Below are 23,571 nucleotides of genomic sequence, written 5' to 3' on the forward strand. Positions count from 1 at the left end.
GAGGCCGGGTGGGATTGTTCGACCATAATGGCAAGCGCCGTACCCCACCCCCTCCTCGAGGGAGGGGAGTTGCCTGGCTGCAAGCCGTGCGATAAACGCGCCCTTCCCATGAAACCGACCGCAAAACCCAAGACCTACCGGGTCAAGAGCTTCGGCTGCCAGATGAACGTCTATGATGGCGAGCGGATGGGCGAGCTGTTAGCGGCGCAGGGCATCACGCCCGCGCCCGAGGGCGAGGAGGCGGATCTGGTGGTGCTCAACACCTGCCATATCCGCGAGAAGGCGACCGAAAAGGTCTATTCCGACATCGGCCGGTTGCGGCGCGAGGATGGCTCTTCGCCGCTGATCGCGGTCGCGGGCTGCGTTGCGCAGGCCGAGGGGGAAGAAATCATGGCCCGCGCGCCCGCCGTCTCCATGGTGGTCGGCCCGCAGGCGTACCAGAACCTGCCCGCGATGCTCGAACGCGCGGTCTCCGGCCAGCGCACGACCGAGATGGACCTTGCGGCGGAGGCCAAGTTCGCCGGGCTCCCGCAGCGCCGCACCGCGCCCCCGGCGGCGTTCCTCACCATTCAGGAAGGGTGCGACAAGTTCTGCACCTATTGCGTGGTGCCCTATACGCGCGGCGCGGAAATCAGCCGTCCCTTTGCCGAGCTCGTCGCCGAAGCGCAGCGGCTGGTCGAAGGCGGCGCGCGCGAGATCACGCTGCTAGGGCAGAACGTTTCTGCGTGGAGCGGCGAGGATACGAAGGGTCACCGCACCGGCCTCGCCGGGCTGGTCCGCGAGCTGGCGAAAGTGGATGGCCTCGCGCGCATCCGCTACACCACCAGCCACCCGGCCGACATGGATGAAGAGATCATCGCCGCGCATGGTGAGATCGACAAGCTGATGCCCTTCCTCCACCTGCCGGTGCAGGCGGGCAATAACCGTGTCCTGAAGGCGATGAACCGCAGCCACACGGTCGAAAGCTACCTCAAGCTGCTCGAACGCTTCCGCGCCGCGCGGCCCGACCTCGCGCTGAGCGGCGATTTCATCGTCGGCTTCCCCGGCGAGACCGAGGCCGAGTTCGAAGATACGCTGAAGGTGGTCGACGAAGTCGCCTACGCGCAGGCGTTCAGCTTCAAGTACTCGCCCCGCCCCGGCACGCCCGCAGCGGGCATGGACGGGCAGGTCGCAGCGGACGTGATGAAAGACCGGCTCGCCCGGCTACAGGATCGCCTCAACCGCGACCAGCACGCTTTCAACACCGCGAGCGTGGGCAGGACCTGCGAAGTGCTGGTCGAGCGCAAGGGCAAGCTGCCCGGCCAGTGGCTGGGCAAGTCGCCATGGCTGCAATCGGTGTTCTTCGAGGATGAGGGCGTCAAAATCGGCGACCTCGTGCAGGTTACTCTGGCCGACGCCGGGCCGAACTCATTGCGCGGTGCACCGGTTCGCGCGCACGCATCGGCCTGAGAAGCCGCGCCTTACTGGTCTCGAAGCACGATGGTCCCGTGGCGCCGTTCCTTGGTGGTCGCATCGTCCCACGCGCTCGGCGCGTAGCTGCTCCCGATAAAGGGCACCCGCCTGATCGCGGAGCCATAGCCGCCGCATGCGGTCGTCACGCCGAGATCGCGAAAGCCGCCATGGCTTTCCGGATAGATACTCACTGGAAGGCGTGATGCCGGGATGCGCCCGATCGACACGAGTTCGCCACCCTTCATGTCGAACACCATCAGCGTGCATCCGCCGCTGCCGCAGGTTTCCGGAGAGCGGATATAGCCGAGGATTTCGGGCGATCCATCACCGTCGAGATCGACCTCCGCAAACCGTTCCGGCGCAGCGGCGAGCGCGCCGTACTGCGCCTCGATCTTGTTCATCGCTGCCAGCTTTTCGGGGCCGGCATTGTCCTCGTTAGCCGCGACCAACGCGCTCGGGAGCATCACAGCCGCAACGGACAGCGGGGCAATCAGCAGGAGGGCAAAGTTCCGCATGCCCATAATCTAGGTATTGGCAGGCCCCTTTTACAGGGGGGGCCGCCGCAAGAAGTGGGGCGCCCGACCGAAGACCGGGCGCCCGTGCTCGATCACCAGAAGAAGCGATCATAGACGGCGATGACGCGCCCGTTGCGGGTGTCGATCAGCAGCACGTCATTGCCGTAGCGGATGTAGCGCTGGTAGCCGTAGCGCGGCTGCGGCAGGTAGTAGTCGCGCGCGTTGATCCAGTAGCGCGAGCCCCAGAACAGGTTCGAATTCAGCCGCGCACCGACCCGCACCGGGCGATAGCGGAGGCCACGCGGGGCGACGTAGGCACCGCGACGGAACGCGTTGCGATCGGCCTGACGGTAGGCGCGCCAGTCACGGTAATTCTGCCGCTGGGCCTGACGGTAGTCGCGGCGATCCTCGCGCCGGTCCTGACGATAATCACGCCGGTCCTCGCGACGATCCTGACGGGCTTCACGGCGGTCGTCGCGGCGATCTTGCCGGGCATCCACTCTGGCCTCGATCCGCGCCTGCTGGCGGGTTTCGTTGGCGGGCTTGGCATAGGCGGCGGTGGGCAGGACAAGCCCTGCGGCAACCGCCAAAATCACGGCATTACGCATTTCGGTTACTCCACAAAACATGCCCCGATCGAGCACGTATTCAGAAATAGTCCAGCGAATATGAACAGCCGCCCGGCAGGCGTGTTCATCTTGGCCGTAAAATTGTCGCGGTGTGTATCGGGATGCCCGCGAGTGACAGCCCGATGACTTTCCACCGTGCCGATGGCGCCGCGCTTGCCTCCCCCCGAAGGCGGCTTACATTCACGAATCGCAACACCCTTTCGCCAAGGAGACGCATGGGCCGCAGACCATCCCGCGCCGGAGAGCCCCGGCTTTCCCCGCCACCGCACCCCCAGCGCGAGGTACGCCGCGCACGGGCCGAGATGAATTTCGAGAACCAGTCGCTGCTGGTCCCGCTGTTCGGCCAGTTCGATGCCAACCTGGTGCAGGTGGAAAACCGCCTGTCGGTGTTCATCTCCGCCCGCGGCGACAAGGTGATGATCGAAGGGCCCGAGGATTCGGTCGCCCGCGCGCGCGATGTTCTTCAGGCAATGTACGACAAGCTGGCACTCGGTCAGGATCTGGACGAGGGCGCGATCGAGGCGATCATCGCGATGACCAACGAACCCACGCTCGACGGGATCATCAAGGGCCGCCGCGCGGGCGAGGACGACGGCCCGCCGATCATGATCCGCACCCGGCGCAAGACGATCGTTCCGCGCAGCGCGGTGCAGGCGCATTACATGCGGTCCCTGAGCCGCGACGACATCATCTTCGCGCTCGGCCCGGCAGGTACGGGCAAGACCTACCTTGCGGTCGCGCAGGCGGTCGCGCAGCTCATCAGCGGCAGCGTCCAGCGCCTGATCCTGAGCCGTCCCGCAGTGGAAGCGGGCGAGAAAATCGGCTTCCTGCCCGGCGACATGAAAGAGAAGGTCGATCCCTTCCTGCGCCCGCTCTACGACGCGCTGTACGACTGCATGCCGCCCGAACAGGTGGAGCGGCACATCGCCAGCGGCGTGATCGAGATCGCGCCCATCGCCTTCATGCGCGGGCGCACTCTGGCCGACGCGTTCGTGATCCTCGACGAAGCGCAGAACACCACGCGCGAGCAGATGAAGATGTTCCTCACCCGCTTCGGCCAGAACGCCCGCATGGTGATCGCGGGTGACCCGCGGCAGGTCGACATCCCTGGCGGCGACCGCATGAGCGGGCTCGCCGACGCGGTCGAGAAGCTGGAGGGCATCGAAGGCTTCGGCACGATCCGCTTCACCAGCGCCGACGTGGTGCGCCACCCGATCGTGGGCCGGATCGTCGATGCGTACGAGGGGACGGGGGAGTGAGAATTCTCCCTCGTCACCCCCGCGAAGGCGGGGGTCCCGCTTAGTTCATGGCCAAGGGCGGCTGGGTCTACCTCATGGCCGACCGCTATCGCGGGGCGATCTACATCGGCGTGACGGCTGACCTTGCAGCACGCATCCATCAGCACCGCACCGGTGACGGCTCGGACTTCGTCAAGCGCTACGGCCTCCACCGCCTCGTCTACGCCGAGCACCACGAGCGGATCGAAGACGCGATTGCTCGCGAGAAAGCGATGAAGAAGTGGCGCCGCATATGGAAAATCCGCCTCATCGAAGAGCAGAACCCTGATTGGCTCGACCGGTTCGGCAATATTCTGTGAGGCCCAAGGAAGCGGGACCCCCGCCTGCGCGGGGGTGACGGTAGTATTTCGTCACGGACTCACCGTGGCGATCACCCTTGCGTAGCGGCTCAGCGGTGGGGAGCCCTTGTCGGTTACGCGCAGGATGAAATGCAGTTCGCATTCGCTCTCGACCTCGGGAACGGTGAAGCCGCGTTCATAGAGGTTTGCCGCGCCGGAGGGGACCGCGCGCGCCGGGCAGGTGCCCGCTTCGGGGTATTCGAACCAGTGATAGCTCAGGCTGTCGCCGTCGGGATCGGTAGTGCCGAGCGCATTCAGACCGACATGCTGACCGCTGCGCACCCGCAGCCGGGCAGGGGTCGCGATCTGCACCTGCGGCTGATGATTGGCCTCGGCGGGGGGCCGCACGGTCCAGTCCATCCGCGCGGCGAAATCGTTCTGGAAATCGTCCCGCCAGCGCCAGATGGTCTCGCGGTAACCGTTATATGTCCGCTCCATCGGCACGATCGTCACGCCGAAATCACTCGCACGGAACGGCGTCACGCTGTCGGACGCATTGGTCCAGATCGGGCGCGTCTCCGCCGGAACGGGTACGCCGCCCGTGAACCCGTCGGGATCGGTTTCCTCGCGCGCGGGCGTGCGCAGGACATAGCGCCCGCCCCAGCCGCCCCAGTCCGGTCGCTCGGGCGCATTCAGCCCGTTGGGGATCAGGCCGAGGAAGGATGGCGTATCGCCCTCCATCCCGTAGGCCACATCGGGGTAGCTCGCGCCGAAGGGGCCGTGGCCCTGCTGGATGTTGTCCGCGATCCAGCTGTTGGAGATCGTCGTGTTGTCGAGGCCGTCGACCACCGCGCTCATCCCGATCCATGTCGCCGCGCCGTATCCGCCCGGGCTAACGATGTAGAACAGGCCGGGAAACTGCTCGCGCATCCACGGGCCGGAATCGTCCTGGTCCGCAATCGCATAGACACGAAGCTTCGCGATCAGCCGATCCGCCTCTTGGGCAGAGCGGGTCGCGCGGATGGTCTGGAGTGCCTGCGCCAGCGTGTTCGGCCCACCCCACGCCGCGACCCAGAGCGGGCGCGGATCGGGCCGTTCGAGCGCGGCGATGAGCGCGTCCGAGCCCGCGCTGTCCTTGCCCTCACCGACGCCCGCCATCCCGTAAACGGGCTGCCCTGCGCTCACCACATCGGCGAGCGTGGCGGCGGTGGGATAGGCAGGATCATGCAGGACGAGGTTGTCGTGCACCTTCGCGTAGTTCGCGATAACGTCCCGGATCGATGCTGGCGCGGGCACAGCCTTCTTATGGACCGAGGTCGTCGCCACGAGTCCCTCGATATCGATGTCGTTCGCGTATAGCAGCAAGCGGATCAGCGATTGCGTATCGTCGGGGTCCGCCTCGATATCGGTCAGCACGAAAAGACGCGCTTTCGGATTGGGAGCGATCGGGGGCGTGGGCACGGGTTCAGACGCAGACGCGCCCGAAGCGCACAAACACAGTGCAAGCGCCGTTAACAGACCCGATCTCATGTGCGCTTCCCCTTGCCCCGTTAGGTCCAACGCTCGTCGAGAGCGGGCGTCAGGTCAAGCGGCAGGGGAGTCGAAAGGGGCCGAATGGTCCCGCACAGGTATTCGGGCCGATCACGCTGCCCGGTTGCAGAGGGGCGCTCAGATCGGCCGCGACTGCACGACCGCAAACCGCTCTTTCAACCTGAGGAACGGTTTTTCGAGCACGCGATAGGATATCGCGGCTGTTACGATCGTGAGTAGCAGTGCAAGCAGGAATATCGCGAACGGGCCCCCGATGCCGACCCGTTCCAGCACGCGGGTCGCAGCGAACAGCGCCGCGAGGTGATAGACGTAGATGCCATAAGAAATCTTACCGAGGTAGGCCATCGGCCGATTTCCGAGGATGGCAAGAAACCGGTCGCTCTGCGCCGCAATTACGATGGCGATGCAGGCGAGCGCGACGATCGTGTAGCCGAACACCTGATAATACCCCACGGTTTCGACCGACGGGAACAGCGCCACCGAACATAGCAGTGCCGCGCCACCGGCCATCAGCAGGATCGGCCGGGCAATGGCGTCGCGGTTGGCGAGGAGGATAGCGGCCAGCGCGCCGACGATGAACGGGTCGGCCCGCAGAGGCAAAACCCAGATGAACGGATGCTCGACCCCGACGATCGCCAGCCCCAGCCGCGCGACCATCAGCACGAGGATGAAAGCGGCGCCCGCCCACAGCGCAGCCGTTCGACTGGCACCCGACCGCAGGAACGCGAAGAGCACCAGCGGCATGACCAGGTACGCCTGCTCTTCCAGCGTGATCGTCCAGAGGTGCTGGGAAAACAGGACCGGGGAATATCCCTTGATCGCCGTCATCACATTATTGGTGAAGCTGAGGTGGCTCAGCCACCAGCCCAGCGTCTCGGTCGGGGCACTTGCCCCGGTCACGACGGAAAGCGCGCAGGCAAAGGTCGCGAAGACCAGGTACAGGGGCCAGATCCGCAACGCCCTTCGAATGAAGAAGGATCTGAGCGCGATCGTGTCCGTGCGCCGGAATTCCAGGATGATGAGATGCGTGATCAGGTAGGCGCTGATCGCCAGGAACAGATCGACCCCGACCCAGCCGTAGGTCTTGATCGTGCCGAGCCAGGGCAGCGTCGGTGCGTGATGGACGAAGACCAGCAACGCCGCCACAAAGCGCAAGCCATCGATCTGCGGCGAATAAAAGCCTCGCTTGCCGGCGATATCCCGATCCCCGGGCGTGTTGGCAGAGCTGGTCATGATGTCTGAAGACCCCGATTTTGCGTGGGCCTGTCCGTGCCCGGCACGGCCTCATCCCCCCAGGGGATGGTGGGGTAACTTTTGTCCGCTTTCCGGTCAATCCTCGGGTGTCTCGCCCGACATCACCGCAAAGCTTGGCGCTTGGCACACCTGCACCCTGAGCCAAGATTAGGGAGCGGGCCCTTTCAAACCCGCCCCCCCCCGGACAATTACATCCCGTCGACAGCCTTGCTGACGAGGATGTTCACCGCCACGCGGCGGTTCTGCTGCTTGCCGTAATCGGTACTGTTGTCCGCCACCGGATCGGCCTGCGCCATGCCGGTGGGCGTCAGCATCCGGTACGGCTTCCAGCCACACTGCTGCTGCAGATAATTCACCACCCGCTCGGCGCGCTTTTCGCTCAGTTCCTGGTTGATCTCGTAGCTGCCGGTCGAGTCCGTGTAGCCGACGACGAGCAACAGCGCGTTGTCCATCTGGTCCGCCTGCGCGGCGGCACCGCATAGCTGCGCCTGCGCCGGACCCGACAGGGCATATTTGCCGGTGTCGAAATAGACGTTGGTGGTGCCCTTCACGTTGTAATTGTCGATATCGGCCACGCGCCCGCGCAGCGCCTCGGTCGCGGCGGTCTGTTCGGCGAAGCCCTGCTCGGTCCCGCGCTGGATCATCGCCGCGGTTTTCAGATCGCTGCTTTTCATGCTGATCCGCTGGGCGATCAGGCCATCGTCCCACTGCACGGTGCGCACGGTTACCGGCACCCCGTTATAGAGCTGGTCGTCCTCCAGCGAGGTGCGGCCGAGGCCGAGGAAGCCGCCGCGCGCCTTGATCTCGGTTCCATCGGCCACGAACACGACGGTCTTCGATCCGTCCGCCGTCGTCACCTGGATGCGGTTGTCGCTGCGCGCGGAGATGAACCCGTCGATCTCGGGCCCTTCGGGCAGGCCGGAGATATCGGCGGGCAGATTGCCGGTAACGGTCAGCGTGGTCTCTTCGTAAGGCTGCGACCATTGCTCCTGCGCCGAGACGCTCGCCGGCAGGGCAAAGGCTGCGATCCCGCAGACGAGCGCGCCTTTTGTGGTGGTGAAGGTGGAGGTAAAAGTGCTTTTCATCATTGCGACTCCATCGGTTTTGCCCGCGCGCCGAAACTGGCCCGCGAGAGTGGAGCCGGTCGCCCCTTGATGAGAGACCGGCGTGTGAAGCCCCCGTCAGCGTGGTGACGAACGTCGACTGACGAGCCAACCCAATGCCGCCCGATCGAGAGCGGTTCCGGCCCGATCCTGACAAAAGCACGTATTTACGATGGTTCGAGGCGTCGAAGGGACGGGTCGAGCCTCCTGCGTGGGCCCCTGCACGCGCACCAACGCTTTTCCCGCGCCGCATCTTCCGGCTAAGACCTCGGTCCAGCCGCAACAGGACCGACCGACTTGCCCATTCCCGCCGCTCGCACCGACTACCCCGAAATCCGCGATGCGGTGCGCGCGCTGGTGCGCGGATTCGGCGATGCCTATTTTCGCGAGAAGGACGAGGCGCGCGAATATCCGGAAGAATTCGTCGAAGCGCTGACGAAGGAAGGCTGGATGGCCGCGCTGATTCCCGAGGAGTTCGGTGGCGCGGGGCTGGGCCTGATCGAAGCCAGCATCATCATGGAGGAGATCAACCGGGCGGGCGGCAATTCGGGCGCGTGCCACGGGCAGATGTACAATATGAACACGCTGCTGCGACATGGCAGCGCGGAGCAGAAGGCGAAGTTCCTCCCCCAAATCGCCAGCGGCGCGCTGCGGCTGCAGAGCATGGCGGTGACCGAGCCGACCACCGGCACCAACACCACCGACCTGAAAACGCGCGCGGTGCGCAAGGGCGATACCTACGTTGTCGAGGGGCAGAAGGTGTGGATCAGCCGCATCCAGCATTCGGACCTGATGATCCTGCTCGCCCGCACGACCCCGCGCGAGGAGGTGAAGCGCAAGGCCGACGGGCTTTCGATCTTCCTCGTCGATCTGCACGCCGCGCTGGGCAAGGGCATGGAAATCCGCCCGATCCGCAATATGGTCAATCACGAGACCAACGAGGTGTTCTTCGACGGGCTCGAACTGCCCGCCTCCTCGCTGATCGGAGAGGAAGGCAAGGGTTTTCGCTACATCCTCGACGGGCTGAACGCCGAACGCGCGCTGATCGCGGCGGAGTGCATCGGCGATGGCTACTGGTTCGTCGAGAAGGCGGCGGAGTACGGCAGCGAGCGCGTGGTGTTCGACCGACCGATCGGCCAGAACCAGGGCGTCCAGTTCCCGATCGCGCAAGCCTATATGGAGGTGCGCGCGGCGGACCTGATGCGTTACGAGGCATGCCGCCTGTTCGACGAGGGCCAGCCGTGCGGCGCGGAGGCGAACATGGCCAAGCACCTCGCCGCCGAAAGCAGCTGGAAAGCCGCGAACGCGTGCATGCAGACCTTCGGCGGGTTCGGCTTCGCGGCAGAATACGATGTCGAGCGCAAGTTCCGCGAGACCCGGCTCTACCAGGTGGCGCCGATCAGTTCGAACCTGATCCTGAGCTATGTCGGCGAACACGTGCTTGGCATGCCGCGGTCGTTCTGACACGCGTGCAGCCCGGAGCAGAGAGGATTCCGCATGGATAGTCAAAAGATCAGATCGCCGATCATCTCTGCAATTCTGAGCTTGGCGACTATCGCTACGGCGGGTGGCGGGATCCTGTTGCTGTATTTCTGGATTTTTAACGCAAACCTGACACGTGACGGCTTATCTATCTCCGACGATTGGCCGCTTTTGGCGATACTGACCCTTTCAATCGCCGCCAGCACCGCATCATGGGTGATCTACAATGCGAAACGAAATTCTTGGGTCGCCCTCATTATTGCCGGGCTCGGCGCGATCATTGTTCCGGTAGTCCTGTTGATCGGCTGAATTTGACGGAATTGTTCCAAGAGGAAACTCTTAGTGATTGCGCAGTGAAGCGCACAATTTGTCCGGTTGCAGATTAGCCTGGCACCATCGGCGAGCTGATCCCGCCGTCGCGGAGCGCGCCGCATTCGAGCGTGACGGTCAGTTCGCACTCCAGCCCGGCGGGCTCGTAACGCATGTCCACAGTGGTGCCCCGTTTCGAGGTAATTCCACTGCGGATCAGCCGGGTGCCGAAGCCCTCGCGCTCGGGCTCTTGAACCTCGGGGCCGCCCCGTTCCTGCCACACGAAAGCCAGCTTTTCGCACTCGCCATCCGAATTGACCGACCAGCCGACATGGACGCGCCCCTCGTCGTTCGACAGCGCGCCGTACTTGATCGCGTTGGTGGTCAGCTCGTGGACGATCATCGTCAGCGCCAGCGCGACTTCGGGGTTTAGCAGGTAACTCGGCCCTTCAAGCACCACCCGACCGTCAAGCGATCCGAACGCGGCGCTAGTCGTGAGTTCGACAATCTCGCGCACGCTCGCCGGGCTCCAGCTCGATGCGGTCAGCAGCCCGTGCGCGGCGGCCAGCGCGTGGAGCCGTGCCTTGTAGATCGCCATCGCCGGCGCGGAATCAGGCACGTTGCGGAAGGTCTGCTGGGCCAGGCTCTGGACCACCGCCAGCGTGTTCTTCACCCGGTGGTTCAGTTCCTGGATCAGCAACGACTGGCGCTTCTCGTACTCCACTTCCTCCGTCACATCGTACCCTTGCACGATGATACCGGTGATCGTGCCGTCATCTTCCGATATCGGCTGGAAGATGAAGTTGAGCACACGGTGGCTGTATGCCGGGATGTTTGTGCCTTCGAGGATTACGCGGTCGCGCCTGCCGATATAGGCCTCGCCCGTCGCATAGACCCGGTCGAGCACCTCGACGAAGCCCTGCTCGATCACTTCCGGCAGCGCCTCGCCCACAGGCTTGCCCAGGATATCGTCGCGCCCCACAAGATCGAGGTAGGACGCGTTGGCCATCTGGAAGACGTGATCCGGCCCGCCAAGCACCGCAACGAAGCCGGGTGCCTGCTCGAAAAACTCGAGCATTCGCTGGCTCTCGCGCTCGAGATCGCGGTTGCGCGCCTCGACCGCTTCGGCGCGGCGAACCACGCCGATTTCCTTGCGCAGCTGGCGCAGCTCATGGAGCTCGGTGACGTCGACCGTGTGCTGGAGGATATATTTCAGCGACCCGTCGCTGCCGCTGAGCGGAGTATGCGTCGCGCTCCAGTACCGGGTGTCCATTCCGCCGTCGGGCCGGGCAATGTCGTAACGAATCAGCGCGATCTCGTCCGTCTCGCCCGTTTCGAGGACGTGTTCGAACGAATCCCTGAGCTGACGATAGCTTTCGGAGTCCGGATCGCTCGGGAACGCGTCGAACATCGTGCGCCCCACGATGTCGTCCCGATCGCGCATCGTCACTTCGAGATAAGCGCGGTTCATCCATACCAGCCGCAGATCGCGGTCCAGCAGAACATATGGATTGGGCGACGCCTCCGCCAGTTCGAGAAAATCGATTGCCAATCTGACCCCTAGCACCTTGCGGTAATCGTCAACTGCTGGCCGCCGGGGAAGTTCCGCTGCAAATCGGGGAGTAGCGGGGGTTGTGTCATATTTGCATGGAGTCGAATGGGTCTGATGCGGAGTACGTCGCGGACATGCCCAATCCGCTTTCCTAACCGGGCGCCGCTGCGCTAGGCATGGGGCGATGATCGCCTGCCCTTCGCCCTTCTTCACCGCGTCGCGCCGCCACCATGGAAGCCGCTCGTTTTCTCCCTCAGGACACTGTGTCAGGTGTGTCAGCGATCGCGCGCGCGCACCCGATCGAGGCGCGCATGGAGCTTGAGACCGAAGTCGACGGCTGGCCGCAAGGCGCGTGGGAAGCGCTGGCGCAGCGGGCCGCGCAGGCCGCCGCCTCGGCCGAGCCGGCGCTGGCAAATCCCCGGCTCGAAGCGAGCATCCTGTTCACCAGCGATGCCGAAGTCCACGAACTCAACAAAGGATGGCGCGAGAAGGACAAGCCGACCAACGTGCTCAGCTTCCCGATGCTGGAGCGTGACGAACTGCTCGCGCTTCCCGCCGACGGACCGCCCGTGCTGCTGGGCGACATCGCGCTCGCGCACGAGACCTGCGCGCGCGAGGCGGGCGAGAAGAATGCCACTCTGGAAGAGCATGCGACCCACCTCGTGATCCACGGGCTGCTCCATCTGGCGGGGCTCGATCACGAGATTTCGACGCAGGATGCAGAGGAAATGGAGGCCCTCGAGGTGAAGGCGCTTGCACAGCTGGGCATCGCCGACCCATATGGGGATCGCTGAAGCAATAGGAGTACAGCACTGGGCCATGCCCGAAACCGACAGCGATAGGGGCACTGCCGCGGGAGACGCGGACAGTAGACGCGGGCTCTGGCTCGCGATGCGCAGATTCTTCGAAGGTCAGGGCGGCGAGCGCAGCTTGCGCCGCGAGCTCGAGGACAAGATCAACGAGCACGAGGGCGACGAAGCGGCCAGCGGCGAGGCACCGGGCACGGGCGACCTGTCGCGCGAAGAGCGCGAGATGCTGCGCAACCTCCTGCATTTCAGCGAACACGACGCCGACGACGTCGCGATTCCGCGCGGCGAGATCATCGCGGTGGAGGCAGGCTCTTCGTGGGAAGAACTGCTCGGCGTGTTCTCCGAACACGGCCATTCGCGCCTGCCGGTCTACCGCGAGCAGCTCGACGATGTGATCGGGATGATCCACATCAAAGATGTGTTCCCCTTCCTCATCAACGGCACACCGCCGCCCGAGGACTGGACCACGCTGATGCGCGAACCGCTCTACGTGCCGCAGAGCCGCAGCGCGCTCGACGTGCTGGCCGACATGCGGACCAACCGGATGCACCTCGCCATCGTGGTAGACGAGTTTTCGGGCACCGACGGGATCATCACGATCGAGGATCTGGTCGAGGAAATCGTCGGCGAGATCGAAGACGAACACGACGACGCGCCCGAGGAATGGATCGAATCGCTCAGCCAGGGCGTGTGGGAAATCGACGCCCGCGCCGAGCTGGACGATATCGCCAAGCGAATCGATCCCGCGCTGGCCGAGGTCGAGGAATCGGTCGATACGATGGGCGGCCTCACCTTCATCCTCGCCGAGCAGGTGCCGCAGGTCGGCGCGAAGGTCCAGCATCCCAAGGGCTGGACGATCGAGGTGATCGAAGGCGACGAAACCCACGTGAAGCGCGTCCGTCTGCATGCTCCGGAAGACGGGTGGGACGACGAAGAATAGGCAGGCGGGTTCGCCTCACCGCCCCCAAGCGGGACCACAGGCCAAAATAGGGCTTTTGCGGGTCGCCACCTTTTGCAAAGGTCGCCGTCATGGCCAAACGTCGCCTTCCCCCGCTGCGCTCGCTCGAAGCGTTCATGTACACCGTTCGGCTCGGATCGGCGCGCGCGGCTGCCAATCAGCTCAGCCTCAGCCCCTCGGCGCTCAGCCGCCGGATCGCGACGCTCGAAGAATTCATCGGCAAGAAGCTGTTCACCCGCGCCCGCCAGGCGATGCAACTGACGGACGAAGGCGCGGCATTCCACGAGGCGGTGCTGCCGCATTTCGAAGCGCTGTCGCGTGCGGTCGAAGGCCAGTCGGAAAACAGTTCCGTCCTGCGGTTGCACCTCGGCGTGCTCCCGCTGTTCGGTACGCAGCGCCTCTTCCCGCGGCTTGCGGAGCTGCGGCGACTGCACCCGATCCTGCATATCGACATCGACACCGGCCCGCATCTGGAAGACCGCGTGGGCGACACGCTCGACGCAGCGATCATCCTCTCGCGCGGGCCATCGTCCGGGCTGCACGCGGTACGGCTGGACGAGAACAAGGTCCACGCGATCACCAATGCCGAACTCGCGGCCAAGCTGGGATCGCACCCCGACGCGGAATTGCTCTCGCGCCAGACGTTCCTGATCCACAACGGCCTGCCCGAAAGCTTCACCGCCTGGAAGGCGGCGCTGGGCATGTCCGACCTGGAGCCGAACGCGATCGACCACTACGATTCGGGGCAGTTGATGCTGGAGGCGGCGGCGCAGGGCCTCGGCATCGCGATCATGCACGACGACCACCGGCGCCGTGCGGCGGACGACCGGCTGGTCGACCTGTTCGACGCCGATGTCGACAGCCCTTACAGCTACTGGTTCGTGTGCAAGCCCGTCGCGCTGGAAGAACGCCCGGTGCGGATGTTCCACGACTGGCTGATCAAGGCGGGGCTCTAGAGCGTCAGGCCTCTGCGGTCTCGCCGACGCTCTCCATGACGAAGGTCTGGTTGGCCAGCGTGTCGTCGGTCAGCGCACGCACCATCACGGCAGCCAGATCGCCGCGCGCGGTGGTGCCCTTCCCCTCGACATTGTTGCCCAGCCGCACGTCGCGCGCGCCATCGCCATGGGTCAGCGGGCCGGGGCGCACGATGGCGTAGGGCACGCCCGAGGCAACCAGGTGCTCGTCCGCCGCCTTCTTTGCCTTCGCATAGTGATACAGATCGCTGTCGGGGTCCGGGTCGTCGACCCCGCGCGCGCTTAGCATCACGAAGCGATCGACATCTGCCGCCTTCGCGCGATCGATCAGCGCCTTCGCCCCGTCGCGATCGACCTTGTCGGTCATGTCCGCGCCGGTGCCGCTGCCCGATCCGGCGGCGAACATCACCGCGTCCATGCCGGAGCAGGCGTCTTCGGGCAGGTCGGTCAGATCGCCGAGGCGCGTCTGGCAGCCATCGGGCAGGTCCGAAGTGTCCGAACTCTCGCGGACCAGCGCCACGGGGGTGTGGCCCGCGTCGAGCAATTCGGAAACGATGCGCTTACCGGTGTGCCCGGTCGCGCCTGAAACGAGTACTTTCATCGGGGGGAGGTCCTTTATCGGTGTTCACCTTACCGACGCAGACATGGCCCGGACGTTCCGCAGGCGCAGTCGCCGACCCCACGAAAAAGGGGCGCCGAAGCGCCCCTGATCCGTCATCCTGGTGGTCCGGTCAGCTGACCGTCGCCTTGACGATCTTGCCCGGATTTGCGGGCGGCTCGCCCTTGGGCAGCGCGTCGATATGCTCCATCCCGCTCTCGACCTGGCCCCATACGGTGTACTGGCCGTCGAGGAATTCGGCGTCGTCGAAGCAGATGAAGAACTGGCTGTTCGCGCTGTCGGGAACCTGGGTGCGTGCCATCGAGCAAGTGCCACGCGTGTGCGGTTCGGAATTGAACTCGGCCTTCAGGTCAGGCTTGTCGCTGCCGCCCATGCCGGTGCCGGTCGGATCGCCGCCCTGCGCCATGAAGCCGGGGATCACGCGGTGGAAGATGACGCCGTCGTAAAAGCCGTCCTTGGCCAGCTCGGTAATGCGTTCGACGTGACCGGGCGCGAGGTCGGGGCGCAGCTTGATCACCACGTCTTTGGCTTCGCCATCGCCGGTGTCGAGGGTGAAGGTCAGTTTTTCTGCCATCGGGAATCTCCTTGGGTAATGCGTTGCCGCGAGCGCTAGCCGCACAGAGGTGCCCTGTCACCCCGAGTATGCGTTACCCTCGCAAGACGCCGCCCTGACTTGCTTTTGCGGGCCATCCGCTTAGGGGCCAGACCATGAGCGCGGACCCTCTCCTCGACGAAACGATCGACCCGGCAGAGGTGGCCGTGGAGGAAGGCGCCAACGAGGGCCGCCCCGACGATCGCGTGGACGACGAACGTCACGACGAGGAAAACCGGCTCAAGCCCGAATATGTCCGCGCGGTGCGCCTTGCGCTGGAGGAAGACCGCAAGGGCGAAGTCTACGAGCTGGTCGAACCGCTCCACCCCGCCGACGTGGCCGACCTGCTCGAACTGTTCGACACCGACGAACGCACCGACCTGACCATCGCTATCAGCGACCTGATGACCGGTGAAGTGGTCGCCGAGCTGAACGACTGGGTCCGCGAAGAAATGATGGAGGCGTTGCCCGCCGACGCGGTGGCGCTGATTGCCGACCAGCTGGAGACCGACGACGCGGTCCAGTTGATCGAGGATCTCGACGCGACCGACCAGCGCGCGATCCTTGCCGAGATGGAGGCGGAGGGCCGCGCCGCGATCGAAAGCGCGCTGTCCTATCCGGAGGAAACCGCCGGGCGCCTGATGAGCCGCGAGTTCGTGGCCGTGCCCGAACACCTGACGGTGGGCGACCTGATCGACTACCTGCGCATCCACGGCACGGTGCTGGGCGATTTCTTCGAAGTCTTCGTGGTCGACGAGGCGCACCATCCGGTCGGTACCTGCTCGCTCAGCTGGATTCTGACCACTCCGCGCAAGATCGCGCTGACCGACGTGATGAAGCGCGACCAGACGCTGATCCCTGTTCAGATGGATCAGGAAGAGGTCGCACTGATGTTCCAGAAATACGCGCTGATCTCTGCCGCCGTGGTCGACGAGAGCGGGCGGCTGGTCGGGCAGATGACGGTCGACGACGTGGTCCACATCATCTCCGAAGAAGCGGGCGAGGACGCCCTGCTGCTGTCGGGTGCGGGCGACGGCGACATCAACGAACCGATCCGCGAGGCGTTTAGCAGCCGCGTGCGCTGGCTGGTCGCCAACCTCGGCACGGCGCTGGTCGCCTCGCTGATCATCGCCGCGTTTGGCGGCGCGATCGAACAGCTGGTGGCGCTCGCCATCCTGATGCCGATTGTCGCCAGCATCGGCGGCAATGCGGGCACGCAGACCATGGCGGTGACCGTCCGCGCGATCGCCACCAATCAGCTGACCAAGGCCAACACCGGCAGGATCCTGTGGCGCGAGGCGCGCGTGGCGATCCTCAACGGGGTAACCGTGGCGGTGCTGGTCGGCATCGGCACGGCACTTGTATTCTCGGTTCCGCTCGGCGCGGTGATCGCGCTGGCGATGGTGATCAACGTGGTGACTGCGGGGCTGGCGGGCGTGCTGGTCCCGGTACTGTTCGAACGCGCCGGGCAGGACCCGGCGGTCGCGTCGTCGGTGTTCGTGACGATGGTCACCGATTCGATGGGCTTCTTCGCATTCCTCGGGCTGGCAGTGGCGAGCGGGCTGGTGTCCTGAGCCTTCTCCCAATGGGTGTAGGCCGATGGACGGGGGAGTCGATAGGCGGGCAAGTTGATGCGTGAGCATCCAGCCCCTACCTCAGCCCCATGCCGCTCAACCTGACCAAGATCGCGTTCGGCGCGCAGAGCTTTGCCGACCTCGAAAGCTGGTACGCGAACCGGCGCAGCCCCAACCTCACCACCCGCTATCGCCCGACGAGGTGGGAAGAGTGCATCGGCGGGTCGCTGTTCTGGATCCACCAGCACAACCTTGTCGCGCGTAGCGAAATCCTCGGCTTCAGCGAGACCGACAACGGCCGCTGGTCGATCGACCTCGAACCGCGGCTGATCCCGGTCTACCCGCAGCCCAAACGCGCGCATCAGGGCTGGCGCTACCTGAAGGGCGAGCCGCCGCGCGATCTGGCGCAGGGCGAGGAAGTGGGCGACGTGCTGCCCGGCGCGCTGGCGACCAAGCTGCAACGGCTCGGCCTGATCTAGTCGCGAGTTTCGGAAAATCGGAACGCTCCCCTGCCCCTAACCATTGAAGGGGAAAGGAGAATTTTTATGCCCGAACGCCAATCGCGTCACCCCGACAATGAACTGATCGACCGCATCACCGGAGAAGCCACACCCTCGCAGCAGGGCCGTGCCGAAGGCGACGTCAACCGCCGCGTCGGCGCACGCGACGAACTCAATCGCGCGACCGATCCGGACAACCGCGAGCCCACAGTCGGCTCGGACAATCCCGAACAGGATGCGCGCAAGGGCGAGAAGACCATGCGGGCGATCAAGAACGGCAATCAGGCCTGATCGCCTTCGAGGAGTGGAGCGCCCCCTTCCCTCTGGCGCGCCCCACTCGTCCAACCTCATTCACGGTCCAGCGCGCTATGGTTGATGTTGCGCTGCGCCACCCCGACGTGCGCGCCCGTATCGATTCATACGAACGGGAGACCCCCATGAAACTTCTGCACTGCGCCATCGCCGGCGCATCGCTCGCCATCGCCGCACAGCCCGCCATCGCCCAGCAGGCGGAAGCGCCCGCCACCGCTCAAATGGCCCCCGTGTCCGACGCCGAGCTCGAAAACTTCGTCGTCGCCGCTTCCATGATCGGCCAGATCCAGCAGGATGCCGAGATGGAAAAAGCGGAAAAGGACAAGGCGGCTATGAGCGTTCTGTCGCAGGCCCAGATGACGCCGGCGCGCTTCAACAAGATCGGCGCTGCGCTTCAGACCGACCAGAAGCTTCAGGCGCGGGTCGAGCAGACCGTCGCGAAGCTTCGCGCGGAACAACAGGCCGAAGGCTGATCGACGAACGGTATCGACGGCGCGACCCCTGCAATTCCCGGTCGCCGCAATTCGGGGTATCGGGCCGTATGGTCCGATACCTTTTTTCATGTGCGCTCGCGCTCGCTTGCGCTTCTCCCGCTCTCGCTCAGGACGATGCTGAAGAGCGCCCCGCCGACGCAGACCCGCTGACCGCGACAGTCCACCTAGAGGATGTCGAGCGGTTCGCGGCTCTGTTCGATGCGAGCGGTGGAGCACCGGACGCACAGCGGCTCCAGCGCGATTACATCGATCCCGGCAGTTTCGGGGTACGCGTGTTCACACCCTACCGCATCCGGTCCGGCGAAAACCTGGCTGCCGCCATTGCCGAGGACCCTGCGGCCTACAGGCAGGCTCTCGACCGATGCCTGCCGCTGGTGCGAGAGGCCAACGCTGACCTGCGCTCGATCTATCTCGGCCTTCGCGGCGCGCTGCCCGAGGCGCGCCTGCCGCAGGTCTATATCGTGATGGGGGCAGGCAATTCGGGCGGCACAGCAGCACCGGGTGCGCAGGTCCTCGGGCTCGAAGTGCTTTGTGCCATCTCCCCCAAAGACGAGGCATTCGCGGCGCGCCTGCGCCAGTTCTTCGCCCATGAAACCGTGCATTCTCTTCAGGGCGATTTCGATACCGACCGGCCCGAAAATGTCCTGCTGCGAAACGTGCTGGCCGAAGGTGCAGCCGATTTCATCGCCACGCTGGTGACGGGCGCAGATACGAACGCCGATCGCTCCGCCTGGGCGGCACCGCGCGAAGCGGAGTTGCGCGACCGGCTCGCCGCCGATCTCGCGCTGATCGATCGCGCGTCAACCGATCCGGCGCTTGAGGATGCTGCCAATGCGGCCGTCCGTCGCTGGGTCGGCAATTACGGCAGCCCTCCGGAGGGCTGGCCGTCCGAGCTGGGATACTGGATGGGTTTCAGGCTCTGGCAGGCGTACTACGATGCGTCGCCCGACAAGCACGCGGCGCTGGTTGCGATGCTGAAGCAGGATAACCCGCAAGAGGTTCTGGCCGCATCGGGTTTCATTTACTGAACGGCCCGCCAGCGTCCTATTCCGCCAGCCAAGGCGCTTCGACGCTCCAGAAGATCACATCGACGCCCAGATAGTCGCGCGCGAAGGCGACGAATTCGTCTCGGGCGAATTTCTTGCCCGTTTCGGGGTTGGTATAGGTCAGCGTCGGCTCCTGAATCGCCATCGCGATCAGCGGCAGATCGTCCTTGTGGCGATGGAAGAACGGGTAGGAGTTCTTCATCTGCGCGCGCTTTTGCGGGACGATGTCCGGCCCGCCGACGCCAATACCCTGCTCCACCGCGAGCGCGAAGGCACGCTCCATATAGCGGTGATCATTGTTCCACTCGCACGGCCAGAAATTGATGTACTGGACCACCTGCGTCTCGTGAAAAGCCGCGCGCGCGGCGCGCATATTGTCGAGCGTCGCGTCGAAATAGGCGTCGCAGGTGAAGCCGTTCTCGTCCCCGTCTTCGGATAGCGGATCGAACGCGCTTTCGGGCAGGTTCACGCCGTAGAGGCGGCCATCGAACCGCTCGGCCAGCGCCACGAGCAGCGCCTGAAAGCGGGCGCGGACGGCGGGGTTCCATTGCATCGTGGTCCAGCCCTGGCCAACCGGCTTGCCCTCGCCCGGATTGTCGTATTGCCGCGCGAGCCCGCCGCCATATTCGGGATCGTCGAGCAGGTATTGCGGCACATTGCGCGCGTCAGGCAGGAAGAAGCGGTCCTGTATCTGCGCGAACAGCTGCTTGCCCGCCGCATCGGTGCGCGCCAGATCGGCCTCGATCGCGCTGAAATCGTACACGCCCTTCTCAGGCTCGAGCATTCGCCACGGATAGACGACCTGCGCGCCCTCGATATCGGGGCGGTCGAGCAGGTCGAGGTGCTCCGCCAGATCGCCGGTATAGATGAAGTTGCGCGGTTCGGCGGCGGAGGCAGGCGCGGCGGCAAGAATACCGAGCCAGCAGAGCAGCGCCAGCGCAATCCTAGGCATCGTCTTCTCGCTCTTCGGACGCCGGAAGTTCGATCCAGAGAAACACCGACGTCCTGGCCACGCTCGCTGGCGCGGCATTCACTACCGCCTCAGGACATTGTGCCTTCACGTCCAGTTCGGCGCGCCCGGCAAGGATTGCGGCGAGCCGACGGTGAACCAGCTCAAGGCGTTGGCTTGCGTTGGGCTGGGTCGCATCGAGCGCGCAGGTAAGAATCCTGCTTACAGGCACCGTGCCTATGACGTCATCGACCACTTCGAATGCGTGGTCCGATGACGGCACAAGCGCCCCGTTCTCATAGGCAAGATAGAACGGGCCGGTAGCTATGCTCCGTGCATCAGCGCCGCTGACACCAAGAAAGGCAATTGCCAGCAGGCAGAGTCTCCTCACCCCACCTTCTCCGCCACGCGGCGCAGCATGTCGGCGTAAGCCTCGGCGGGCTGCGCGCCGGGGATCATGAACTTGCCCGCGACGATCATCGCGGGGACGCCGGTGATGTTCATCTCATACGCTGCGCGCTCGCCTGCGCGGACCTGCGCGGTGTAGTCCTCGCTTTCGAGCGCGGCCTGCGCGCCTGCGCGGTCGAGCCCGACCTCCTCGGCAATATCGAGCAACACCGCGGGCTCGCCGATCCGGCGGTGCTGGTTGAAGTGGGCGTGGAACAGCGCGAGCTTGAGCGCGGTCTGCTTTTCCGGCCCATGCTCTTCGAGCGCCCAGGTCAGCAGCTTGTGCGCGGCGAGCGTGTTCCACATCATCGCATCGGGAGCGGGATCGTCACCCTCGTAGTCGAGCGAGACGCCCGCACGCTGCGCCGCCTCACGCATCTGGTCCTGCACCCCGCGCGATTGCTCCAGCGTGCGACCACATTTGCGCGCGATATGCGCAGTGCGCTCCTCACCCTCGGCGGGCATGTCGGGGTTCAGTTCGAACGGGTGCCAGCGGATCTGCGCGTCGATCTCTCCGTCGAGCTGCTCCAGCGCCTGCTGCAGGCCGCCCCAGCCGACGAGGCACCATGGGCACATGACATCGGACCAGATGTCGATCGAAAGGGTCTGGGTCATTGGGCAATCCACCAGCGGAAGAGTTGATGCGCGATCGTATGCGGCGGGGGCGCGACGATCGGCGCGTCATCGCGTCCTTCGAGTGCGGCCTGCACCTCGTCGCGGGTGAACCAGCCCGCTTCGGCCAGCTCGGTCTCGTCGAGCGTGATCGCGTCGTCATCCGCATAGGCCATGCAGCCGAGCATCAGCTGGCTCGGGAACGGCCACGGTTGGCTGAGGATGTAAGACACATCGCGCACCACCACGCCGGTTTCCTCCAGCACTTCGCGCGCGACGCCTTCCTCGATCGTTTCGCCCGGTTCGACGAACCCGGCGAGCGCGGAATAGCGCCCCTCGGGCCAGCCGAGCCCGCGGCCGAGCAGCAGCTTGCCGTCATATTCGACCAGCATGATGGTGACCGGGTCGGTGCGCGGGAAGTGTTCTGTGCCGCATTTGGTACAGGTACGCTGCCAGCCGCCCTTGGCGACCTTCGTCGATCCGCCGCACTGCGCGCAGAAGCGGTGTCGCGCGTGCCAGTCCACCAGACTGCGCGCTCCGCCGTAGAGCGCCAGCTGGTCGGGCGCGAGGCTGGTCATCAGCGACCACAGCTGCGGGTTCGCCATGCGCGGGCGGGCATCGCCCTGCGGCGGGACCGCGGCGAAGCACGCCTTCTCTCCCCCATCCGCCCGGTCGAGGCCGAGAAACACCAGTTCCGCATCCTCGGGCGCATCGGCAAGCGTGCCCCATGCCAGCCGCCCGCCGTCATCCATCGACGGCATCAGCCCGTCGAGCAGCAACAGCCGCGCCTTCCAGTTCATCATTCCCGCCAGCGCGTCGGGATCGGCGCGCAGATTGTCCGCCCGGTCGAGCGGATTGCCGGAAAACGCAATCGGGGCCGCTACGGCATCAGCCATTATGTTTTGCGGCCAGATCCTTGGCAACCAGATCGGGGAACTCGCCCTGAATGGCGTAGGCGTCGCTCGGCATGTACTGGGTGAAGAACCCGGCGCGCAGGCCCGTCTTGAAATCGACGAACGCCGCAGTGGCCGCAGCCCCGCCCCAGCCAAACGCCTTGTCGACCACGCGGCCGCCTGCACCAAAGCCCTGCCCTTCGACCCACGTTCCGGTGAGATCGGCCGTCGCGGGCAGAATGTTCGAGGTGCCGACCCTGACCGCCAGCTCGCTCAGCACCCGGGTCTTGCCGATCTTGCCCATGCCCAGCAGCACATGCAGGAAGCGGTCGTAATCGTGCGGGGAGCAAACCAGCCCTGCCCCGCCGAAGGGGAAAGCCGGCTTGTCGAGATAGATCGAGGTCGCCGCCGGGTCGATCGGGAAGTTCTGCCCGTTGACGACGCCGTAATTGGTGGTCAGCCGCCCAATTTCGCTTTCCGGCACGGTGAAGTAGGAACTGTCCATCCCTGCCGGGCCCAGGATCATGTCGTACATCACCTGATCGAACGGCTTGCCTTCGACGACTTCGATCACCCGCCCCATCAGGTCGAGCCCAACTGAATAGGACCACTTGGTGCCCGGCTGGTAGACCAGCGGCACGGTGGCGAGCGTATCGGCAAAGGCCTCGAGGCTGCCGACCGGCTTCATGGTCGGGATGCCGGGTATGGGCATGCGACTGACCTGCCCGGGAAGGAGACCCAACCGGTAGTACTCATCCATGATCGGGCCCTTCTGGATGATCTGGTATCCGAGCCCGGAAGTGTGGGTCAGCAACTGGCGAATGGTGATCGGGTTCTTCGCCGGTTCGAGGTTATCCTCGGTAATCGCGCCGTCGTATTCCTTTTGCACCTTCATCTGCGCGAAGGCGGGCAGGATGTCGGACAGCGGCTGGTCGAGCCCCAGCTTGCCTTCGCAAATCAGCTGCATCGCGACCATGCCGGTGACGGGCTTGGTCATCGAATAGATGCGGTAGAGCGAATTGAGATCGGCCTTGGCCGTGCTCCCGAAGGCGAGCGTGCCGCCGCCGACCGAGTGCGACTTTTCATCAAGGTTCCAGCCGAACGAGGCGATCGCGTTGGCGATCTTTTTCTCTGAGACGTATTTTTCGATCGCGGCGGCGACGCTCGGCCAGTTTTCACTGACATCATGCGCAAGCAGCGCCTGGCCGAAGGGCATCCCTGCCAGCATGCTGCCGCCTGCGAGCAACGCGCCGCCCTTGAGGATACTGCGGCGAGAGAGCCCGCCCTCGCTGAAGTCCGTATACGCCATCTGTGCTCTCCCGTTTCGGTTTCCGCGCGAAACTTAAACCTGCGTCGCGTGCCGTCAATT

The 23,571-nt window shown here is 65.0% G+C and carries 26 protein-coding genes; 13 read left to right on the plus strand and 13 right to left on the minus strand.

What is annotated here, in order from left to right; translation table 11 throughout:
- Positions 1–108: 108 nt before the first annotated feature.
- Positions 109–1,449 (plus strand): tRNA (N6-isopentenyl adenosine(37)-C2)-methylthiotransferase MiaB, encoded by a 1,341-nt coding sequence (gene miaB, locus AAG591_RS13115; RefSeq protein WP_342531824.1) that lies wholly within the window; start codon positions 109–111, stop codon positions 1,447–1,449.
- A gap of 11 nt (positions 1,450–1,460) precedes the next feature.
- Here the strand turns inward: miaB and AAG591_RS13120 are convergent, their stop codons facing one another.
- Both AAG591_RS13120 and AAG591_RS13125 read right to left on the minus strand, forming a co-directional pair.
- Positions 1,461–1,967, minus strand: coding sequence for a hypothetical protein (locus tag AAG591_RS13120; RefSeq protein WP_342531825.1), 507 nt, complete (start codon positions 1,965–1,967; stop codon positions 1,461–1,463).
- Positions 1,968–2,059: 92 nt separating this feature from the next.
- Positions 2,060–2,575: an RcnB family protein gene (locus tag AAG591_RS13125; protein WP_342531826.1), complete on the minus strand. Its 516-nt coding sequence runs from the start codon at positions 2,573–2,575 to the stop codon at positions 2,060–2,062.
- Between the two features lie 236 nt (positions 2,576–2,811).
- Here AAG591_RS13125 and AAG591_RS13130 point away from each other — a divergent pair, with 236 nt between their 5' ends.
- Both AAG591_RS13130 and AAG591_RS13135 read left to right on the plus strand, forming a co-directional pair.
- Complete coding sequence (locus AAG591_RS13130; protein ID WP_342531827.1) at positions 2,812–3,855, plus strand: PhoH family protein; 1,044 nt, start codon at positions 2,812–2,814, stop codon at positions 3,853–3,855.
- 47 nt (positions 3,856–3,902) lie between these two features.
- Positions 3,903–4,193, plus strand: a complete 291-nt coding sequence (locus AAG591_RS13135; protein ID WP_342531828.1) for a GIY-YIG nuclease family protein — start codon at positions 3,903–3,905, stop codon at positions 4,191–4,193.
- Positions 4,194–4,244: 51 nt separating this feature from the next.
- Here AAG591_RS13135 and AAG591_RS13140 read toward each other — a convergent pair whose 3' ends face one another.
- The 3 genes from AAG591_RS13140 to AAG591_RS13150 all read right to left on the minus strand — a co-directional run bounded on the left by AAG591_RS13140 (position 4,245) and on the right by AAG591_RS13150 (position 8,065).
- Positions 4,245–5,588: a DUF1593 domain-containing protein gene (locus tag AAG591_RS13140; protein ID WP_342531830.1), complete on the minus strand. Its 1,344-nt coding sequence runs from the start codon at positions 5,586–5,588 to the stop codon at positions 4,245–4,247.
- Positions 5,589–5,840: 252 nt separating this feature from the next.
- Positions 5,841–6,956, minus strand: a complete 1,116-nt coding sequence (locus AAG591_RS13145; protein WP_342531831.1) for an acyltransferase family protein — start codon at positions 6,954–6,956, stop codon at positions 5,841–5,843.
- Between the two features lie 209 nt (positions 6,957–7,165).
- Complete coding sequence (locus AAG591_RS13150) at positions 7,166–8,065, minus strand: OmpA family protein (RefSeq protein ID WP_342531832.1); 900 nt, start codon at positions 8,063–8,065, stop codon at positions 7,166–7,168.
- A gap of 312 nt (positions 8,066–8,377) precedes the next feature.
- Between AAG591_RS13150 and AAG591_RS13155 the strand changes: the two genes are divergently transcribed.
- Both AAG591_RS13155 and AAG591_RS13160 read left to right on the plus strand, forming a co-directional pair.
- On the plus strand, positions 8,378–9,544 hold the full coding sequence (locus AAG591_RS13155) for an acyl-CoA dehydrogenase family protein (RefSeq protein ID WP_342531833.1): 1,167 nt from the start codon (positions 8,378–8,380) through the stop codon (positions 9,542–9,544).
- 33 nt (positions 9,545–9,577) lie between these two features.
- On the plus strand, positions 9,578–9,871 hold the full coding sequence (locus AAG591_RS13160; RefSeq protein ID WP_342531835.1) for a hypothetical protein: 294 nt from the start codon (positions 9,578–9,580) through the stop codon (positions 9,869–9,871).
- A gap of 73 nt (positions 9,872–9,944) precedes the next feature.
- Here the strand turns inward: AAG591_RS13160 and AAG591_RS13165 are convergent, their stop codons facing one another.
- Positions 9,945–11,423: a sensor histidine kinase gene (locus AAG591_RS13165; RefSeq protein WP_342531836.1), complete on the minus strand. Its 1,479-nt coding sequence runs from the start codon at positions 11,421–11,423 to the stop codon at positions 9,945–9,947.
- 311 nt (positions 11,424–11,734) lie between these two features.
- On the opposite strand from AAG591_RS13165, the gene ybeY reads away from it, so the two are divergent.
- From ybeY to AAG591_RS13180, 3 genes are all read left to right on the plus strand, one after another.
- On the plus strand, positions 11,735–12,217 hold the full coding sequence (gene ybeY, locus AAG591_RS13170) for an rRNA maturation RNase YbeY (protein WP_342532289.1): 483 nt from the start codon (positions 11,735–11,737) through the stop codon (positions 12,215–12,217).
- Positions 12,218–12,242: 25 nt separating this feature from the next.
- Positions 12,243–13,172: a hemolysin family protein gene (locus AAG591_RS13175; protein WP_342531838.1), complete on the plus strand. Its 930-nt coding sequence runs from the start codon at positions 12,243–12,245 to the stop codon at positions 13,170–13,172.
- An 89-nt stretch (positions 13,173–13,261) separates the two neighbouring features.
- On the plus strand, positions 13,262–14,146 hold the full coding sequence (locus AAG591_RS13180; RefSeq protein WP_342531839.1) for a LysR substrate-binding domain-containing protein: 885 nt from the start codon (positions 13,262–13,264) through the stop codon (positions 14,144–14,146).
- A gap of 4 nt (positions 14,147–14,150) precedes the next feature.
- Here the strand turns inward: AAG591_RS13180 and AAG591_RS13185 are convergent, their stop codons facing one another.
- A complete protein-coding gene (locus AAG591_RS13185) occupies positions 14,151–14,765 on the minus strand; it encodes an SDR family oxidoreductase (RefSeq protein ID WP_342531841.1) in 615 nt (204 codons plus the stop codon).
- Positions 14,766–14,895: 130 nt separating this feature from the next.
- Positions 14,896–15,357: a peptidylprolyl isomerase gene (locus AAG591_RS13190; RefSeq protein ID WP_342531842.1), complete on the minus strand. Its 462-nt coding sequence runs from the start codon at positions 15,355–15,357 to the stop codon at positions 14,896–14,898.
- 134 nt (positions 15,358–15,491) lie between these two features.
- On the opposite strand from AAG591_RS13190, the gene mgtE reads away from it, so the two are divergent.
- The 5 genes from mgtE to AAG591_RS13215 all read left to right on the plus strand — a co-directional run bounded on the left by mgtE (position 15,492) and on the right by AAG591_RS13215 (position 19,283).
- Positions 15,492–16,949 carry a magnesium transporter gene (gene mgtE / locus AAG591_RS13195; protein WP_342531843.1) on the plus strand — a complete coding sequence of 486 codons (1,458 nt, stop codon included), beginning with the start codon at positions 15,492–15,494 and terminating at the stop codon, positions 16,947–16,949.
- Between the two features lie 89 nt (positions 16,950–17,038).
- Entirely contained in the window at positions 17,039–17,428 is a 390-nt protein-coding gene (locus AAG591_RS13200; protein WP_342531844.1) for a DUF1489 family protein, read from the plus strand.
- Between the two features lie 66 nt (positions 17,429–17,494).
- Positions 17,495–17,740: a hypothetical protein gene (locus tag AAG591_RS13205; RefSeq protein WP_342531845.1), complete on the plus strand. Its 246-nt coding sequence runs from the start codon at positions 17,495–17,497 to the stop codon at positions 17,738–17,740.
- A gap of 77 nt (positions 17,741–17,817) precedes the next feature.
- Positions 17,818–18,234 (plus strand): hypothetical protein, encoded by a 417-nt coding sequence (locus AAG591_RS13210; RefSeq protein WP_342531846.1) that lies wholly within the window; start codon positions 17,818–17,820, stop codon positions 18,232–18,234.
- A 68-nt stretch (positions 18,235–18,302) separates the two neighbouring features.
- Positions 18,303–19,283 carry a DUF2268 domain-containing putative Zn-dependent protease gene (locus AAG591_RS13215; protein ID WP_342531847.1) on the plus strand — a complete coding sequence of 327 codons (981 nt, stop codon included), beginning with the start codon at positions 18,303–18,305 and terminating at the stop codon, positions 19,281–19,283.
- A 16-nt stretch (positions 19,284–19,299) separates the two neighbouring features.
- Here AAG591_RS13215 and AAG591_RS13220 read toward each other — a convergent pair whose 3' ends face one another.
- The 5 genes from AAG591_RS13220 to AAG591_RS13240 are packed head-to-tail and all read right to left on the minus strand — an operon-like array spanning position 19,300 to position 23,511.
- Positions 19,300–20,253, minus strand: coding sequence for a hypothetical protein (locus tag AAG591_RS13220; protein ID WP_342531849.1), 954 nt, complete (start codon positions 20,251–20,253; stop codon positions 19,300–19,302).
- Positions 20,246–20,641, minus strand: a complete 396-nt coding sequence (locus AAG591_RS13225) for a hypothetical protein (protein WP_342531851.1) — start codon at positions 20,639–20,641, stop codon at positions 20,246–20,248. Before AAG591_RS13225 ends, AAG591_RS13220 begins: the two co-directional genes overlap by 8 nt.
- Complete coding sequence (locus AAG591_RS13230; RefSeq protein ID WP_342531852.1) at positions 20,638–21,312, minus strand: DsbA family oxidoreductase; 675 nt, start codon at positions 21,310–21,312, stop codon at positions 20,638–20,640. Before AAG591_RS13230 ends, AAG591_RS13225 begins: the two co-directional genes overlap by 4 nt.
- On the minus strand, positions 21,309–22,205 hold the full coding sequence (nudC, locus tag AAG591_RS13235) for an NAD(+) diphosphatase (protein WP_342531853.1): 897 nt from the start codon (positions 22,203–22,205) through the stop codon (positions 21,309–21,311). Before nudC ends, AAG591_RS13230 begins: the two co-directional genes overlap by 4 nt.
- On the minus strand, positions 22,198–23,511 hold the full coding sequence (locus AAG591_RS13240) for a serine hydrolase domain-containing protein (protein WP_342531854.1): 1,314 nt from the start codon (positions 23,509–23,511) through the stop codon (positions 22,198–22,200). The genes nudC and AAG591_RS13240 overlap by 8 nt, the downstream gene beginning before the upstream one ends.
- Positions 23,512–23,571 lie beyond the last annotated feature (60 nt).

This window comes from Citromicrobium bathyomarinum, from assembly GCF_038594485.1.
Taxonomy (GTDB): domain Bacteria; phylum Pseudomonadota; class Alphaproteobacteria; order Sphingomonadales; family Sphingomonadaceae; genus Alteriqipengyuania; species Alteriqipengyuania bathyomarina_A.